General features: G+C 71.2%; 17 protein-coding genes and 1 pseudogene. 13 read left to right on the top strand and 5 right to left on the bottom strand.

Features of this window, described 5'->3' with window-relative positions; all coding sequences use genetic code 11:
• Positions 1 to 303: 303 nt before the first annotated feature.
• The 8 genes and pseudogenes from I8E28_RS13860 (at position 304) to I8E28_RS13825 (ending at position 6,420) form a co-directional block, all read left to right on the top strand.
• On the top strand, positions 304 to 2,526 hold the full coding sequence (locus tag I8E28_RS13860; RefSeq protein WP_239027239.1) for a TonB-dependent receptor: 2,223 nt from the start codon (positions 304 to 306) through the stop codon (positions 2,524 to 2,526).
• A gap of 1 nt (position 2,527) precedes the next feature.
• Complete coding sequence (locus tag I8E28_RS13855; RefSeq protein WP_200788633.1) at positions 2,528 to 3,217, top strand: Fe2+-dependent dioxygenase; 690 nt, start codon at positions 2,528 to 2,530, stop codon at positions 3,215 to 3,217.
• Between the two features lie 21 nt (positions 3,218 to 3,238).
• Positions 3,239 to 3,514, top strand: a complete 276-nt coding sequence (locus I8E28_RS13850) for a PepSY domain-containing protein (protein WP_200788632.1) — start codon at positions 3,239 to 3,241, stop codon at positions 3,512 to 3,514.
• An 8-nt stretch (positions 3,515 to 3,522) separates the two neighbouring features.
• Positions 3,523 to 4,074, top strand: a complete 552-nt coding sequence (locus I8E28_RS13845; RefSeq protein WP_200788631.1) for a cytochrome b/b6 domain-containing protein — start codon at positions 3,523 to 3,525, stop codon at positions 4,072 to 4,074.
• Positions 4,075 to 4,150: 76 nt separating this feature from the next.
• The gene (locus tag I8E28_RS13840; RefSeq protein WP_200788630.1) at positions 4,151 to 5,413 is read left to right on the top strand and encodes a phospholipase D-like domain-containing protein; all 1,263 of its coding nucleotides are present in this window, start codon (positions 4,151 to 4,153) and stop codon (positions 5,411 to 5,413) included.
• A gap of 189 nt (positions 5,414 to 5,602) precedes the next feature.
• Positions 5,603 to 5,896 (top strand): annotated as a pseudogene (locus I8E28_RS13835) (RNA recognition motif domain-containing protein); the annotation flags it as partial.
• A 63-nt stretch (positions 5,897 to 5,959) separates the two neighbouring features.
• Complete coding sequence (gene infA / locus I8E28_RS13830; protein ID WP_200788628.1) at positions 5,960 to 6,223, top strand: translation initiation factor IF-1; 264 nt, start codon at positions 5,960 to 5,962, stop codon at positions 6,221 to 6,223.
• A complete protein-coding gene (locus tag I8E28_RS13825; RefSeq protein ID WP_200788627.1) occupies positions 6,220 to 6,420 on the top strand; it encodes a hypothetical protein in 201 nt (66 codons plus the stop codon). Before infA ends, I8E28_RS13825 begins: the two co-directional genes overlap by 4 nt.
• Before the next feature lie 27 nt (positions 6,421 to 6,447).
• Here the strand turns inward: I8E28_RS13825 and I8E28_RS13820 are convergent, their stop codons facing one another.
• On the bottom strand, positions 6,448 to 7,137 hold the full coding sequence (locus I8E28_RS13820) for an SRPBCC family protein (protein WP_239027238.1): 690 nt from the start codon (positions 7,135 to 7,137) through the stop codon (positions 6,448 to 6,450).
• Positions 7,138 to 7,228: 91 nt separating this feature from the next.
• Positions 7,229 to 8,044 carry a MipA/OmpV family protein gene (locus I8E28_RS13815; RefSeq protein WP_200788626.1) on the bottom strand — a complete coding sequence of 272 codons (816 nt, stop codon included), beginning with the start codon at positions 8,042 to 8,044 and terminating at the stop codon, positions 7,229 to 7,231.
• A 246-nt stretch (positions 8,045 to 8,290) separates the two neighbouring features.
• Between I8E28_RS13815 and I8E28_RS13810 the strand changes: the two genes are divergently transcribed.
• Together I8E28_RS13810 and I8E28_RS13805 are read left to right on the top strand one after the other, a co-directional pair.
• Complete coding sequence (locus I8E28_RS13810) at positions 8,291 to 8,584, top strand: hypothetical protein (protein ID WP_200788625.1); 294 nt, start codon at positions 8,291 to 8,293, stop codon at positions 8,582 to 8,584.
• 31 nt (positions 8,585 to 8,615) lie between these two features.
• Entirely contained in the window at positions 8,616 to 9,233 is a 618-nt protein-coding gene (locus I8E28_RS13805; protein ID WP_200788624.1) for a DedA family protein, read from the top strand.
• Between the two features lie 14 nt (positions 9,234 to 9,247).
• On the opposite strand, the gene I8E28_RS13800 is transcribed toward I8E28_RS13805, so the two are convergent.
• Positions 9,248 to 9,496: a hypothetical protein gene (locus I8E28_RS13800; protein WP_200788623.1), complete on the bottom strand. Its 249-nt coding sequence runs from the start codon at positions 9,494 to 9,496 to the stop codon at positions 9,248 to 9,250.
• 216 nt (positions 9,497 to 9,712) lie between these two features.
• Between I8E28_RS13800 and I8E28_RS13795 the strand changes: the two genes are divergently transcribed.
• On the top strand, positions 9,713 to 10,147 hold the full coding sequence (locus I8E28_RS13795; RefSeq protein ID WP_200788622.1) for a helix-turn-helix domain-containing protein: 435 nt from the start codon (positions 9,713 to 9,715) through the stop codon (positions 10,145 to 10,147).
• 6 nt (positions 10,148 to 10,153) lie between these two features.
• Positions 10,154 to 10,759 (top strand): DUF2889 domain-containing protein, encoded by a 606-nt coding sequence (locus I8E28_RS13790; protein WP_200788621.1) that lies wholly within the window; start codon positions 10,154 to 10,156, stop codon positions 10,757 to 10,759.
• On the opposite strand, the gene I8E28_RS13785 is transcribed toward I8E28_RS13790, so the two are convergent.
• The gene (locus I8E28_RS13785; protein ID WP_239027237.1) at positions 10,725 to 11,396 is read right to left on the bottom strand and encodes a class I SAM-dependent methyltransferase; all 672 of its coding nucleotides are present in this window, start codon (positions 11,394 to 11,396) and stop codon (positions 10,725 to 10,727) included. The two genes, I8E28_RS13790 and I8E28_RS13785, sit on opposite strands and share 35 nt — an antisense overlap.
• Before the next feature lie 91 nt (positions 11,397 to 11,487).
• Here I8E28_RS13785 and I8E28_RS13780 point away from each other — a divergent pair, with 91 nt between their 5' ends.
• Positions 11,488 to 13,539, top strand: a complete 2,052-nt coding sequence (locus I8E28_RS13780; RefSeq protein WP_200788620.1) for a penicillin-binding protein 1A — start codon at positions 11,488 to 11,490, stop codon at positions 13,537 to 13,539.
• Here the strand turns inward: I8E28_RS13780 and I8E28_RS13775 are convergent, their stop codons facing one another.
• A complete protein-coding gene (locus tag I8E28_RS13775) occupies positions 13,540 to 15,264 on the bottom strand; it encodes a hypothetical protein (RefSeq protein ID WP_200788619.1) in 1,725 nt (574 codons plus the stop codon).
• Between the last annotated feature and the right edge of the window lie 236 nt (positions 15,265 to 15,500).

The following is a 15,500-nucleotide window of genomic DNA, read 5'->3' as shown; positions in this document are numbered from 1 at the left end:
AGCGCGAAGGTAGCCCGCGCTGCCACTGGAACCGGGCGCGTAACGGGCGGTGCGCCATCGCTCGTCGCACGCGCTGGAAAACGGCACATCGCGCTGCGCGAAAAGCGACTGAGCCGTTGGGGGTGCGCTGCGTGGCCACATCCGCAAATTTCGCGATCGCAAATAAAAGTGATTCGCATTTAGGGATACACTCCCCTCCAGACGAGCACGGCCGAGCGCCAGGCGTGCGCCAACAACAACTGGAGGTTCGTTTTGTCCGTTCGCATGTCCGCCCAGGCGCCCCGGGAAGAAGCGCCGGCATCGATGTCCGGCGCGCCCGCGCCGCTGCTGCCCTTCGGGGCGCTGATGCTGGCCGCGTCGGTCGGCTGGGCGCAGGAGGCACCCGCGCCGGCGCCGACCACGGTCGCTCAGGTGGAGTTCAAGCCCGTGCTCGTCGAGGAGCGCGGCGAGAACCACGGCAAGGATTCGCTGCGGACGAAGAAGACCAGCATCGGCAAGGGCACGCAGGACCTGCGCGACATCCCGCAGTCGGTCAACGTCATCACCGAGAAGCTGATCGACGACGCGCGCCTGGACACGCTGAAGGAAGCGCTGCACTACACCGCCGGCATCACCTTCTCGGCGACCGAGAACGGCACCGACCAGGACATCCGCATCCGCGGCTTTCCCGCCGCGACGACCGGTGACCTGCTGATCGACGGCATGCGCGATCCCTCGCAGTACGAGCGCGACACCTTCAACATGGAGCGCATCGAGGTGATGCGCGGCTCGGCGTCGATGATCTTCGGCCGCGGCTCGACCGGCGGCGTGGTCAACCAGGTCACCAAGAAGCCGATGCTGGTCGACCAGATGGACACCGCCGTGCAAGCGGGCACGGGAGGCCTCGTGCGCGGCACCGTGGACTTCAACAAGCGCACCGGCGAGGAAACCGCACTGCGCCTGAACGCCATGGCGACGAAGGCCGGCAACGGCGGCGCCAGGGTCGAACGCAACGGCATCGCGCCCAGCTACAGCTGGGGCCTGGGCACGCGCAACGAGTTCAACGTCGGCCTGTTCCACCTGAACACGAACAACGTGCCGCGCAACGCGGTGGGCTACCTCGGTGGCAACGTCGCACCGACCAACCCGCTGGACTTCTACGGCACGCCGTCCGATTCCATGGATGGCTCGGCGACGTACGCGAGCGCGATGCACCTGCACCGCTTCGCCGGCGGAGGCGAGCTGCGGACGCAGTTACGCACCGGGACCTTCAAGCGCGCGCAGTGGAGTTCGGTCGCGCGCTTCGGCACCACGCTGGGCGAGCCGACCACGCGCGGCAACGTGGGCGACGCGACGATCCTCACGCGCGGCTCGCTCACGCCGCGCAAGGACAAGTACGACACCACCATGCTGCAGAGCGACTACTCGAACCAGTTCGGCTGGTTCGGGCTGCGGCACGACGTGCTCGCGGGCATCGACGTCGCGCGGGAGGAGGCGGTGCGCTTCCAGAACGCGAGCTGGAACGTGCTGGGCACGCGGCCGCCGACCACGGTCGGCACGCCCGACGACGGCGCCACGCTCACCGGCACCGGCCGGGGGCCGCTGTACCGGGAGTCGAGCAACTACAAGGGCCGCTCGCTGGGCCTGTACGCGCAGGACATGGTGCAGCTGTCGCCGACGTGGAAGGTCGTGGGCGGCGTGCGCTGGGATCGCTTCCAGGCGACCACCGGCCAGCTCACGTACGACACCGCCGGCGCCCTGACCGGCCGGCCGACGACCGAGGTCAGGTTCCCCTCGCTGTGGAGCTACCGCGCCGGCGTGCTGTACCAGCCCGACGCGGCCAGCAGCTACTACGTCTCCTACGGCACCTCGTTCAACACGGCGGCGGACACTTACCAGTTCACGACGCAGCAGAACGCGAACACCCCGCCCGAGAAGAGCCGCAACATCGAGGCCGGCGCCAAGCTCGACTGGCTGGACGGCAAGCTGTCCACGCGCGCGGCGATCTTCCGCACCGAGAAGTTCCACGAGCGCACCACCGACGCCGACTTCGCCGGCACCGCCTTCACGCTCTCGGGCCAGCGCCACTCCGCGGGCATCGAGCTGGACGTGGTCGGCCGCCTGGGCCCGCAGTGGGAGGTCTACGTCTCGTACTCCTTCATCCCGACCGCGAAGATCGATGCGGCCGGCAGCGCCGCCAACGCGCAGGCCAGCATCGGCCAGCGCGTCGGCCTGACGCCGCGCCACACGGCCGCCGCGTGGCTCGGCTACCAGGTCGACCCGCAGTGGCGCGTCGCGGGCGGCGTGCACGGCGCCAGCGAGAACTTCGCGCTGCAGGGCAGCACCGGCGCCGCGCAGCGCACGGCCCGCGCCGGCGGCTACGCGTCGGTGGACCTGATGGCCGAGTACAAGGCCACCCCCGACCTGTTCGTGCAGTTCAACGTGAACAACGTGGCCAACCGCATCTACGGCGACCAGCTCTATCCCGGCTTCGCGATCCAGGGCCCGGGCCGCGCCGCGACGGTCAGCGTCGCGTACCGCTACTGACATGCTGCTCGAACTGCGCGCCGTCCTCGCGCCCGACGAAGTCGCGGCGGGGCGCCGCGTGCTCGACGCGGGCCCGTGGTCCGACGGCCGCGTGACCGCGGGCGAGCAGGCGATGCTGTCCAAGCGCAACGAGCAGCTGCCCGAGTCCTGCGATGCGGCGCGCCAGGTGCAGCAGCTGGTGCTGCGCGGGCTCGAGCGCAACGCGGAATTCTTCTCCGCCACCTTGCCGCGCCACATCGCGCCGCCGCTGTTCAACCGCTACTCGGGCGAGACCAATACCTTCGGTGACCACGTCGACGCCGCCATCCGCTTCCTGCCGGGCGGCGCGATGCGGGTGCGCACCGACATCTCGTGCACGCTGTTCCTCAGCGAGCCGGACGAGTACGACGGCGGCGAACTGGTGGTCGAGGAAGCGGCCGGCATCACGCGCCGCGTGAAGCTGCGCGCGGGCGACATGGTCGTCTACCCGGGCACGTCGGTGCACCGCGTGGAGCCGGTCACGCGCGGCGCGCGCGTCGCCTCGTTCTTCTGGATCCAGAGCATGGTGCGCAGCCAGGAGCGGCGCCGCCTGCTGTTCGACATGGACAACCGGCTGCGCGACCTGCGCAGCCGCCTCGGCGACGCCGACCCGGCGATCGTCGGCCTCACGGGCACGTACCACAACCTGCTGCGGCACTGGGCCGACGTGTAGGGAACCACAAGGAGAGCAAGCATGCAAATCACGAAACCCCTGCTGGCGCTGGCGCTGGCGATGTCCGCCGGCGCGGCGATGGCCGACGGCAAGTTCAAGTGCGACGTGCCGAAGTCCGAACGGCGCCCGCAGATGGAACTGCAGAAGAAGCTCGAGGCCGAAGGCTGGAAGAAGGTGCGCCAGGTGAAGGTCGAGAACGGCTGCTACGAGGTCTATGGCTTCGACCAGGACAACAAGCGCGCCGAGGTGTTCTTCAATCCCAAGACCTTCGAGAAGGTCGGCGAGGAACGCAAGTAAGCCTGGCGATGGCGCGCGCGCGTGGCGCGGACGGCGCACGGGTCCCGGTCTGGGACCGGCCCGTGCGGCTGCTGCATTGGCTGCTCGCCGCCGCCGCCATCGCGTGCTGGCTCACGGACTCGCGCTGGCACGAATGGGCGGGCTACGTGGCGGGCGCCGCGGCGCTGGCACGCATCGCGTGGGGCTTCGGGCCGTCGCAGCACGCGCACTTCGGCGCCTTCCTGCGGGGACCACGAGCCACGCTCCGCTACGCCGCCCAGCTGGCCGCGGGCCGCGAGCCGCGCTTCCTGGGCCACAACCCGCTGGGCGCGTGGATGGTCGTCGTCCTGCTGGCGGTCGTGCTCGCGCTGGCGGCCACGGGCTGGCTGTACGTGAACACCGATGCGTTCTGGGGCGACCCGGTGATGGAACGCATCCACGTGGTCCTGGGCTGGACGTTGCTCGGCCTGGTCGCGGTGCATGTGGCCGCCGTCGCGTGGATGGGCTGGCGGCATCGCGAGAACCTGCTGCGGTCCATGCTTGACGGCCGCAAGGCGGCCACCCCGCCCGAACGCGCCTGAGCCGTACGCCGCGCCGCACAGCGGGTCGGGATGCCGTCCGAACGGCAGCGTCCGCGCGCCCGCGCACAGTCGGGCCATGAACTTCTCCTGGTGGAGCCTGGCGTCGCTCGTGCTGATCGCCCTGCTGGTGCTGGCGATCTGGTCGATCCGCACCCATCGCGATCCCAAGCTCAACATCGACTGCGACCGGCCGATCCAGGAGCTCACGCTGTCGCTGGCCGGCCTGACGCTGGGCACGCCGGTCGGCGGCAATTCCGTGCAGCTGTTCGAGAACGGGGCGTTCTTCGACTTCCTGCTGGAGCGCATCGCGGCCGCGCGCAAGACCGTCCACTTCGAGACCTTCCTGTGGAAGGACGGCGAGCTGGGCCGGCGCCTGGCGCAGGCGTTCTGCGAGCGGGCGCGTGCCGGCTGCAAGGTGCGCATCATGCTGGACGACACCGGCTCGCGGAAGATCGGCAAGGACGTCGTGCAGCAGATGCGCGATGCGGGATGCCAGGTGCGCTTCTTCCACAAGCGGTCGCTGCGCAACCTGGGCGTGATCAACAACCGCGATCACCGCAAGCTGTGCATCCTGGACGGCCGCGAAGGCTTTGCCGGCGGTCACTGCGTCGTGGACGACTGGCTGGGCAATGCGGAGGACGGCAAGCACTTCGCCGACCTCAGCGTGTGGCTGCACGGGCCGGTCGTGGGCTCGCTGCAGTCGGTGTTCAGCGAGAACTGGACGGGCGAGACCGGCGAGCTGTTCGTCGGCGACGACGTGTTCCCGAAGATCGAGCACGCCGGCGACACCGTGATGCACGTGGCCTTCGCCAAGCCGGAGAACTCGGCGCCGACGGTGAAGATCCTGCACCACACGGCGATCTGCCTGGCGCAGAAGCGCATCTGGATCCAGAACCCGTACTTCATCCCCGAGCCGGAGGCGATCGAGGCCTTCGCCAAGGCGGTGCAGCGCGGCGTCGACGTGCGCGTGCTGATGCCCTCGACCAGCGGCTCGGACAACCCGATCGTGCAGTACGCCGGCCACCGCAACTTCGAGCGGCTGCTGCGCGCCGGCGTGAAGCTGTACGAGTACCCGCACACGTTGCTGCACCAGAAGGTGATGACGATCGACGGCGTGTGGTCGGCGATCGGCTCGAGCAACTTCGACGACCGCTCGTTCGAGACCAACGACGAGGTGACTTTGGCCATCTGCAGCGAGGCGCTGGCCGCGCAGCTCGACGAGGTGTTCCAGAAGTACGCGGCGCGCGCCCAGGTGATCGAGCTGGAGCGCTGGCAGCGCCGGCCGTGGTGGCACCGCGCGCGCGAGGGAACGTTCTACCTGGCCAAGGAACTGCTTTAGGCCGCGCTGGGGGCTTTCCGGGCCCGAAAGGCCTGCTGAGGCAGCCGGAGCGCATAATCCCGGGTGCGCTGCAGCCAGCGGCGCCTTTTCTCTGCGGTGATTGTCAGCTTCGCTTTTCGCGCGTCCTCAAGGGTTTGTGAACGCATCCGGGCTCCATCGCGGTCTCACTATCCAGCATGGAGGCCCCCCATGGGCAACAAACTTTACGTCGGCAACCTGCCGTATTCCTTCAGTGACAGCGACATGCAGCAGGCCTTCGAGGCCTTCGGCTCGGTCACCAGCGCGAAGGTGATCATGGACCGCGACAGCGGCCGCTCCAAGGGCTTCGGCTTCGTCGAGATGGGTTCGCCCGCCGAGGCGCAGGCCGCCATCGAGGGCATGAACGGCCGCGACATGGGCGGCCGGGGCCTGGTCGTCAACGAAGCGCGCCCGATGGAGCCGCGCTCCGGCGGCGGCGGTGGCTTCGGTGGCCGCCGCGGCTACTGATCCACGCACATCCCGCAACGCAGCGCGCGTGCCGCCCGGCGGCATGCGCAGGAGGGCCCCATGGCCAAGGAAGAATTGATCGAGATGCGAGGCAAGGTGGCCGAAGTGCTGCCCGACTCGCGGTGCCGCGTGGTGCTGACCAACGGACACGAACTGGTCGCCTACACCGGCGGCAAGATGAAGAAGCACCGCATCCGCATCATCGCGGGTGACGACGTGACCCTGGAGATGTCGCCCTACGACCTCACCAAGGGCCGCATCATGTTCCGGCACCTGCCCGAGCGCACGGGCGGGCCGCGTCCCCCGATGAGGCCCCGCAGGTGAGCGGCGAGGACACCAAGACCCGCATCCGCTCCGGCGGGTTGCGGTACCAGTCGAAGACGCCTGGCAGCGAGTTCGGCAGCGCCTTCGGTGTCACCATGAGCTGCTTCCGCTGCGGCCGCCACAAGCCGCGCGCGCAGCTGGTGTCGTTCCCGATCGCCGGCACGCGCCAGTGGCGCTGCAAGGACGGCTGCGCCTGAGCAGCCGCCCCGCGCGGCGGCCGTGCCTCAGTGCACCGGCACTTCGCCGCGCCAGCCGCCGGTCTCGGTCCCGCGCTGCTCCAGCAGCTGCCGGAACCGCATCAGGTTGCCCTTGGCCGTGAGCTTCACGCCGCCGACGGCATCCCCGGCCTTCTCCGCGAAGGTCTCCGGCTCGTAATCCATCTGCAGCATCACCCGGGTGCGGTTGTCGCCGATCTTGTGGAAGGTCACGACGCCCGCGTTCTTCGCGCCGCCCGTGCTGCGCCATGCGATGCGCTTGTCGGGCACCTGCTCGGTGATCTCGGCGTCCCACTCCTTGACCTTGCCCGCGACGAGCGCCTTCCAGTGCAGGTGCGTGTCGTCGACCTGCTTGACCTCCTGCACGGTGGCCATGAACTTGGGGAAGTCCTCGAACTGCGTCCACTGGTTGTAGGCGGCGCGCACGGGCACGTCGAGCTCGATCGACTCCTGCACGTTCGACATGCGCGAATCGCCTGGACTGGCGCGCAGGACCTTCGCCAGGTACCAGCCTCCTGCTGCCAGGGCGATCAGGCCCAGCGCGCTGGTTCCGCTGGACCGGCGCATCTCGACGTCCTCGTCGTGGTCGTCCTGCAGGGACTCGAGCATCGTGGGCGAATGGCGGCGGCGCACCTGGTCGGCCAGCAGGAAGCCGCCGGCGGCAATGGCGGCCCAGGTGGCCAAGTTGCGGTTCTCCATGGGGGTTCTCCTTGTCGTGCAGCCGCGCATGCTCGCAAGCCGCACGCGAACCGTGCGCAACAGGATGCAAAGGGCTGGCGCCCGCGTGACCTCAGTCGGCGGCGCGCGCCTCGGAGCGCAGCCACGTGTACGACAGGCCGATGCCCAGCGTGTGGCCCGTCACCTGGCGCACCAGCGGGCTGTCGCGGTTGGCCCCGCCCGCCACGGAATTCAGCTGGGCGAAGCCGAACAGGGTCCAGTCGCGCGTGAGGTCCTTGCCGAACCACGTCGACAGGCGCGTGCCCAGCAGGCCGGCGCGCGCTTCGTAGGCGGGCCGGAACGACCTCGCGAAGCGCGGCTCGACTTCGTAGAACGTCGACGCGAGGCGCTCGTCGGCCACCAGCAGGCTCGCGCCCACGCCGTACAGCAGCGCGCCCGGCGCGCGGCGCGACCAGGTCACCCCAGGCTGGAACACCGCGCCGCGGTAGCGCAACTGGTGGCTGAGGTCGAATACGCCGCGCACCGGGAGATCGAGGCGCCACCGTCCGCCGGCGGGAGCCGGGCCGAGATCCACCTTCAGGCGCGGCCCGACCTCCACCAGCGTGCCCAGGCTGGGCATGCCGCGGCGGATCGGGTCGTGGTCCGCGTTGGAGCCGAACGCGCCGGCGGCGCTGACGTCGAACTCGTAGCGCGGCGTCTTCACCGCGCGCACGCCGATGCCGTCGCTGTCCGCGCGCAGGTACTGCCCGCGGTAGATGAAGTAGGGCAGGGCGATCGCGCGCTGCACCTGCTGGCTGGAGCCGGGGTAGGCCTGCTGCGACACGCCGAGGGCGACGCCGCCGACCTCCCACAAGGGGCGGCCGCCGTCCTGCGCCGTTGCGTACAAGGTGGTGGAGAGCAGGGCGGAGGCGAGGAGGAAGCGGCGCATCGGGCGTGGTGGAGTTGCGCGCCGGTTCTAACCCAGTTGCGGCCCGCCGTGGTCCGCCGCCACCTTGTCGCGTTGCGCTCCAGCCGAGCACCGCGCGGCTTGCAACAACGGCAACGCAACCGTCACACCGCCGTTCGGCGCGCTACGCCGTGCAGCGTTCTGATGCACTTTGCGGGATCGGCGCGACACGGCATCGCGCGCGCGGACGAGCATCCTCCGGTCACAACGAACCTCCAGGGACCTGCCATGCGCCTCGCCCGCATTTCGCTCGCCGTGCTCCCGCTGGTGCTGCTCGCCGCCTGCACCGTCAACCCGCGCCCGGTCGTCGTCAACACGCCCCCAGCCGTCGTCGCGACGACGCCCGCGACGACGGCGATGGGCGCCTCGGGCTCGATCGTGATCCCGATGTCGGCGATGCCGCCCGCCGGCCTGTGCCGGGTGTGGGTGCCCGGCGTCGATCCCGCCGCGCAGCAGCTGCCGGGCAACTGCGCCGACGCGGCCTCCAAGCTGCCCGCCGGCGGCGTCCTGATCCGCGGCTGAGCCTGCGCGTGTCGCCGCGCCCATGGACGTGATGGGCGAGGTGCTGGCGTTCCTGCAGTCGCTGCAGGGAGCACCGGCCTATGCGCTCGTGTTCGCCGCGCTGGCGGCGAGCGGCTTCGGGCTGCCCGTCAACGAGGACCTGCTCGTCGTCGTCGCCGCGGCGTTGACGCTGCGCGGGGTGATGGATCCCGTGCTGCTGGCCGTGGTCGCGTGGCTCGGGGTGATGACGGCCGACCTGCTCGTCGTGCACTGGGGGCGCCTGCTGGGAACGCGCGTGCTCGAACACCCGCGGCTCGCGCGCCTGCTGCCGCCGCGGCGCCTCGCGCAGCTGCAGGGGCGCATGCAGAGGTGGGGGCCCGGCTACCTCGCGGCGGTGCGCTTCCTTCCGGGGTTGCGCAGCCCGATGCTGTTCGCGGCCGGCTCGCTGCGCGTGCCGTCCCGGCAGGTGCTGCTGTTCGACGGCGGCGCCGGCGCGATCGAGTTGCCGCTGCTGATTGCGGTGGTGCGCACGATCGGCACCAACTGGGAGGACATCCTTGCGGCGTTGCAGCGGCATCCGGGCCTTGCGGTCGCCTGTGCGCTCGCGGCGGTCGCGATCGCCGCGTCTGCGTGGTGGTGGCTGCGGCGCCGCAAGCGCGCGATGCAGTGATTCGCGCGGGAGCGTCAGGGCGCGTCGGCGGTTTCCAGCGCGAAGACGAAGTCGGTCTCGGACCGCGCATCGACATCGAGCGCGAAGCCCAGGCGTTCCAGTTCGAGCGCGAGGCGGCCCACCTGGCGTTGGCTGGACAGGCGCAGTTCATGCACGCCTTCGGGCGCCAGGATGCGCACCGTCCAGCCGCCGGCAGCGGGGCGTTCCTGGGTGGCGCGGCGGATCGCGGCGGGGACGGCCGTGGCGAAGCTCTCGTTCGACATGGCGATGCAGGCTCCGGGACGCGGGTCCTACACGGTGTCGGTGTTTTCGCTTGCGGCGGGCAGGCCGCGTCCGACATCGCGCACCTCATGCAGGTCCCGCCGTTGCAAAGTTCCGCTGCAGCGTTGCGGCTAAGATGGGGCATCGCAACTCGGCCGTGTCCCAAGTGGCGCGCAGGCCCGCCGGGCCGCGCACCGCGCAGCAGGTCACTCCTTTCCATGCCCAACATCGGCTCGGTCCTGAAACTGGAAATCCAGCGCGTTGCCCGCAAGGAATTGCGTTCGGAAACGCAGGCCCTGAAGAAGGCGGTGACGCAGTCCCGCCACCAGATCGCGCAATTGCGGCGCCAGCTGCAGGCGCTCGAACGCCAGCTGAAGCGCCAGTCGCGCGGCAGCGGCCGCGCCGCGCCCGAGCAGGAGGAGGGCCAGGAGTCCGGCCCGTCGCTGCGGTTCTCGGCCAAGGGCCTGGCAGCGCAGCGCAAGCGCCTTGGGCTGTCCGCGGCGTCGGTCGCGAAGATCCTGGGCGTGTCGGCGCTGTCGGTCTACAAGTGGGAATCGGGCAAGACCCGCCCGCGCGCCAGGCAGATCGAGGCCATCGCGCAGCTGCGCGGCATGGGCAAGCGAGAGGCGCTCAAGCGGCTCGAGGCGGAGTGACCGCGGATGCCACTGCCTGACCCGGCGCCGCGCCGGCACCTGCACACGCGCGCCGTCACCTACAGCGGCTACCTGCGCGACGACGGCCTCTGGGACATCGAAGGCGAGATGTCCGACACCAAGACGTATGGCTTCGAGCGCTCCGACGGCACGCAGATGCCGGTCGGCACGCCGATCCATGGCATGCGCATCCGCATCACCGTGGACGAATCGATGACGATCCGCGCCATCGCCACCGCGATGGACCACACGCCGTTTCCCGAATGCCAGCAAGGCGTCGACCCGATGCAGCAGATGGTCGGCGCGACGCTCGGCCCGGGCTGGCGGCAGGCGATCGAGAAGGCCTTGGGTGGGGTGCGCGGCTGCACCCACCTGCGCGAGCTGCTGTTCAACCTGGCCACCGCGGCCTACCAGACCGTGTTCCCGTGGCGCGAGCGCGAGCGGCGCCTCGCGGGCATCGCGCCCGTGCAGGCGACGCAGCCGCCGTACCACCTGGGGCGCTGCATCGCGTGGGACACCAGCGGCGCCGTCGTGGCGCGCTACTACCCGCAGTTCGCCGGCTGGGAGCCGGTGCGCGTCACGAAGCCGAAGGTGCCGCCTTCGTCCACGTGAACACCCGCACCGGCGGCACGTTCACGATCTCCCAGCGTTTCTCGGGTTCGCCCAGGTAGGGCGTCGCGAAGCCGGCCACGTGCGCGCGCACCTGGTAGGCGACGAAGCGCCCGCCCGGTCGCAGCACCTGCGCGACCTGCGCGGCGATGCGGTCGGACACCTCCGGCGGCATCGTCGAGAACGGGATGCCCGAGACGATCGCATCGGGCGCCGGCAGGCGCCGCGCCTCCAGCAATTCGGCCAGCCGTTCCGCGCTCGCCAGTTCCAGCAGCAGCCGCGGGTCGCGCAGCGACCGCGCCAGGTGCGCGTGGAACACCGGGTCGAGTTCGACGGCGAGCAGGCGCCCGCCGGGCTGCATCGCGCGCAGCAGCGCGGCCGTGGTGCCGCCGGTGCCCGGCCCGAGCTCGACCACGGTGCGCGCTTGCGCGATCGCGGCGCTGCGCACGAGGCGCTGCTCGAGTTGCCGGGAACTGGGGACCACGGAGCCGACCTGGGCCGGGTTGCGCAGGAAGCCACGCAGGAAGGCGGCGGCGTCGCGCAGCGGGGCCGGCCAGCCGGGGGTGGGCACGACGGGGCTGCGCCCCGCACGGGGATTGTCGAGGGCCATGGCGTTGTCGTTGTTGGAAGACGCGGCCATTCTGGTAGCGCTCCTCGGCGCCACGGTGTCGGACGGCACCGCCACCACGGCCGTCGCGTTCTCCCCACGGCCGGGGCACCAGAATGGCGGGATGGAGAACATCCCCGGACCGGAGGACACAGGCACGCGCTGGCAACGGGCGACGGCGCGAACGCGCTCGCTGGCGGGCCGCGCGATCGGCGCGGCGCGCGCGCATCCGTGGCGGCTGCTGCTGGTGCCGCCACTGCTCGTGCTGGTGTACGTGCTCGTGCTGCTGCCGTTCACGCCCAGCATCGCCAACCTGCAGAAGGCCAAGGTCGAGGCGCCGGCGCGCCTGGTCTCGGCCGACAACGTCGTGCTGGCCACCTACCAGCGCGTGCACCGCCAGTGGGTGCCGCTGGACCAGGTGTCGCCCAGCGTCGTCCAGGCGCTGATCGCGACCGAGGACCATCGCTTCTGGAGCCACCACGGCATCGATGTGCGGCGCACCGCGGCGTCGGTGGTGCACACGCTCGCCGGCAACCGGCAGGGCGGCTCGACCATCACGCAGCAGCTGGCGCGCAACCTGTACCCGGACGACATCGGCCGCGCGCCGACGGTGCACCGCAAGGTCAAGGAGGCGATCACCGCGCTGAAGATCGAGGCCGTCTACAGCAAGCGCGAGATCCTGGAGACCTACCTCAACACGGTGCCCTTCCTCTACAACGCGTTCGGCATCGAGATGGCCGCGCGCACCTACTTCGACAAGTCCGCGCGCGAACTGAACGTGCTGGAGAGCGCCACGCTGGTGGGCATGCTCAAGGGCAACAGCTACTACAACCCGGTGCTCAACCCGGACCGCGCGCGCCAGCGGCGCAACGTCGTGCTGGCGCAGATGGCCAAGCGGGGCGTGCTCACGGCCGAGCGCGCGAAGCAGCTCCAGCAGCAGCCCTTGCGCATCGACTTCGAGCGGCAGGACGAGGACACCGGCCCCGCGCCGCACCTGGCCGCGCTGGTGCGGCGCTGGCTCATCGCCTGGGCCGACCGCAACGGGTACGACGTGCATTCCGACGGGCTCGTCGTGCGCAGCACGATCGACTCGCGCCTGCAGCGCGCGGCCAACCAGGCGGTCGGGCGCCAGATGGCCCAGCTGCAGCCGCTGGCGGACAAGCGCCGCAAGCCGGACCAGGACCGGCAGCTGCTGCAGGCGGGCTTCATCGCGATCGACCCGCGCACGGGGCACGTGCTCGCGTGGGTGGGCAGCGCCGGATTCGCGCAGGACCAGTTCGACCACGTGAGCCAGGCGCGCCGCCAGCCGGGTTCGACGTTCAAGCCCTTCGTGTACGGCGCGGCCTTCGCCGACGGCTGGCGGCCCACCGACAGCTTCGTCGACCAGCCGGTGTCGCTCACAGCACCGAATGGCGAGGTGTGGAGCCCGAAGGATGCGACGCCGCCGACCCGCAAGCCGATGACGTTGCGCGACGGCCTGGCGCAATCGCGCAATTCGATCACCGCGCAGTTGATGGGCCGCATCGGCGCCGACAAGGTCGCGAAGGTGGCGCAGGGCCTGGGCGTGCGCGAGAGCCGCCTGGACCTGGTGCCGTCGCTGGCGCTGGGCACGAGCCCGGTCACGCTGCGCGAGATGGTGTCGGCCTACGGCGCCATCGCCAACAGCGGCCTGTGGATGGAGCCGGTCAGCGTGCTGCGGGTCGAGGACAAGACCGGCAAGGTGCTCGACGCGTTCGTGCCCGGCCAGTCCGCGCAGGGGATGCCGCGGCCGGCGGCGCTGACGCTGGTCAACGCCATGCGCGCCGTCGTCGACGAAGGCACGGCGACGGCGATCCGCACCCGCTACGGCATCCAGTACGACGTCGCGGGCAAGACCGGCACGTCGCAGGAGAACGCGGACGGCTGGTTCATCCTGATGCACCGCGAGCTCGTGGCCGGGGCCTGGGTCGGCTTCAACGACCCGAAGGTCACGATGCCCGACAGCTGGGGGCCGGGTGCGCGCAGCGCGCTGCCGATCGTGGGCGACTTCTTCCAGCAGGCGTCGCGCACGCGGGTGATGAACCCGCACGTGGAATTCGACATCCCGCGGCCCAAGCCGCCGCCGAAGGACACGCGCGATCCGCTCGAACGCGTCCTGACGGACGTGTTCGGGCGGATCCTGGGCATCTTCAAGTGATCAGCGGATCGTGAAGCTGCCGCCCACCGCGTTGCTCACGGTGAAGCGCCCGTTGCCCTGGTAGGTGACTTCCACCTGCTGGCCGGCGGCGCCACCGATCGAGCCGGCGGTGCCGATCGACGTCCGGTTGCCCGCCGTCGTGTAGATGCGGCCGCCGGCGGTGCCGTCGACGCCGTGGTCGGCGGCGACCATCCGGTTGCCGTCGGCCGACAGCGCGATGCCGCGCCACGTGAGGTTCAGGTCCGCCGCCGTCCAGGTCCACGGGTCGTTGCCGCCGGGGGAGATGAACACGTAGCCGCGGTGGCCGTAGGTGTCGTTGCGCGGCTCCTGCGCCACGACCACGCTGCCGTCGCGCGAGATCGCCAGGCCGCTCCAGCCGCTGAAGCTGAAGCGAGCGGTCCAGGTGGCGCCGCCGTCGTCGCTGACCCACGGGTTGCCGCCGTTGTCGAGCGCCGCCATGCGCATGCCGCTGCCGCTGGACGCGGCATGCGTCCAGTTGCCGTTGCCGGCGCGGCGGGTCCAGGTCGCACCGCCGTCGGCGGACACGTACACGCCTTGCCGCGCCGGGTCGCCGCCGTACAGCGACGCCACTGCGACCAGGCGCATGCCATCGGTCGAACCGGCGATCGCGCGCCAGTCGGTGTTGGCCGTGCCAGCGATCGCGGCGAAGGTCTGCCCGCCGTTGGTGGACAGCTGCACCGAGCCGCCGCCCACGCCGACGATGCGCTGCCCGTCGTCGGACATGTGCACCGACGCCCAGTTCACGCTGGTGCCGCGCTGGGTCCAGCTCTGCCCGCCATCGGACGAGACGAACAGGCTGCCGCCGCCGACCGCCGCCATCCGGCCGCCGTCGCTGGACATCAGCACCTGCGACCACGCGTTGGCGGCGAGGCTGGTGCGCGTCCAGGTGGCGCCGCCGTCCTGCGAGACGTACAGGCCGCCGGGATTGGCGATCGCGGCGACGCGCTGGCCGTCGGCGGAACTCGCCGTGCCGGACCATGGCTGGTCGGGCGCCGCGGCGTCGACGACGTGCGGCACCCAGGTCGCGCCGGGCACCGCGTTGCTCACCAGGTTCCTGGTGTCGACGAACTGGCCGCCGTTCTGCGCGAGCGTCCAGTTGCCGCTGCCCTGGCCGGCGACGCGGACCCGGTCCCCCACCTGCAGTGCTGCGCTCGCGGGCAGCAGCACCGTGACGGTCTGGTTGGCAGCCGGCGACACGGTGACGGTCGCGTTCGGCGTGGCCTGCACCGTGCCTGCGCTCGGCGGCTGCGTCGGCGCCGGCGTCGGGGCGGCGGTCGGCGCGGCCGTGGGTGCAGGCGTCGGCGCGGCGGTCGGCGCGGCGGTCGGCGCGGCGGTCGGGGCCGCCGTCGGTGCCGCCGTCGGTGCGGCCGTTGGGGCCGCCGTCGGGGCTGCGGTCGGCGCAGCGGTGGGCGCGGAGGTCGGCGCCGCGGTCGGTGCAGCCGTCGGTGCTGCGGTCGGGCCTGCCGTCGGGGCGCTCGTCGGTGCCGATGTCGGCGCACTGGTGGGCGCGCTGGTGGGTGCGCTGGTGGGTGCGCTGGTCGGGGCGTCGGTCGGCAGCGGGCCAGCGCCGAGCTGGCCGCCCGGCGGCGGCGGCGCCGCGCTCACTTCACCACCACCACCGCCGCCACCGCAAGCGGTCAGCCACAGTGCGGCCAGCGCCATCGCGACGGCCTGTTTCCCCCGGATACCGGAGCCTTGCTGCATCGTCTCTTCTCCCAGAAAGTCGCGGCGATTCTGGGAAGCTCGGCGGCGCCGCCGCGTGGGTTGTCCCAGCCATTGGCGGTCAGCGACCATGCCTCAGCGGTGTCGGTGATCCGCCGAGCCCGAACGGGCCATGGCGCGCCCGGCGGCTGTGCCTCATGCGTGGCGATTGGAGGCAAACGCTTGCATCGTGCAACGCCGACGAGTTGAACGGCCCGGCACCATCGCCTCTCCTTTCC

The organism is Ramlibacter algicola (assembly GCF_016641735.1).
GTDB classification, from domain to species: domain Bacteria; phylum Pseudomonadota; class Gammaproteobacteria; order Burkholderiales; family Burkholderiaceae_C; genus Ramlibacter; species Ramlibacter algicola.
Note: the sequence above shows the minus strand (reverse complement) of the source record. Positions and strands in the feature narration are given on the sequence as shown.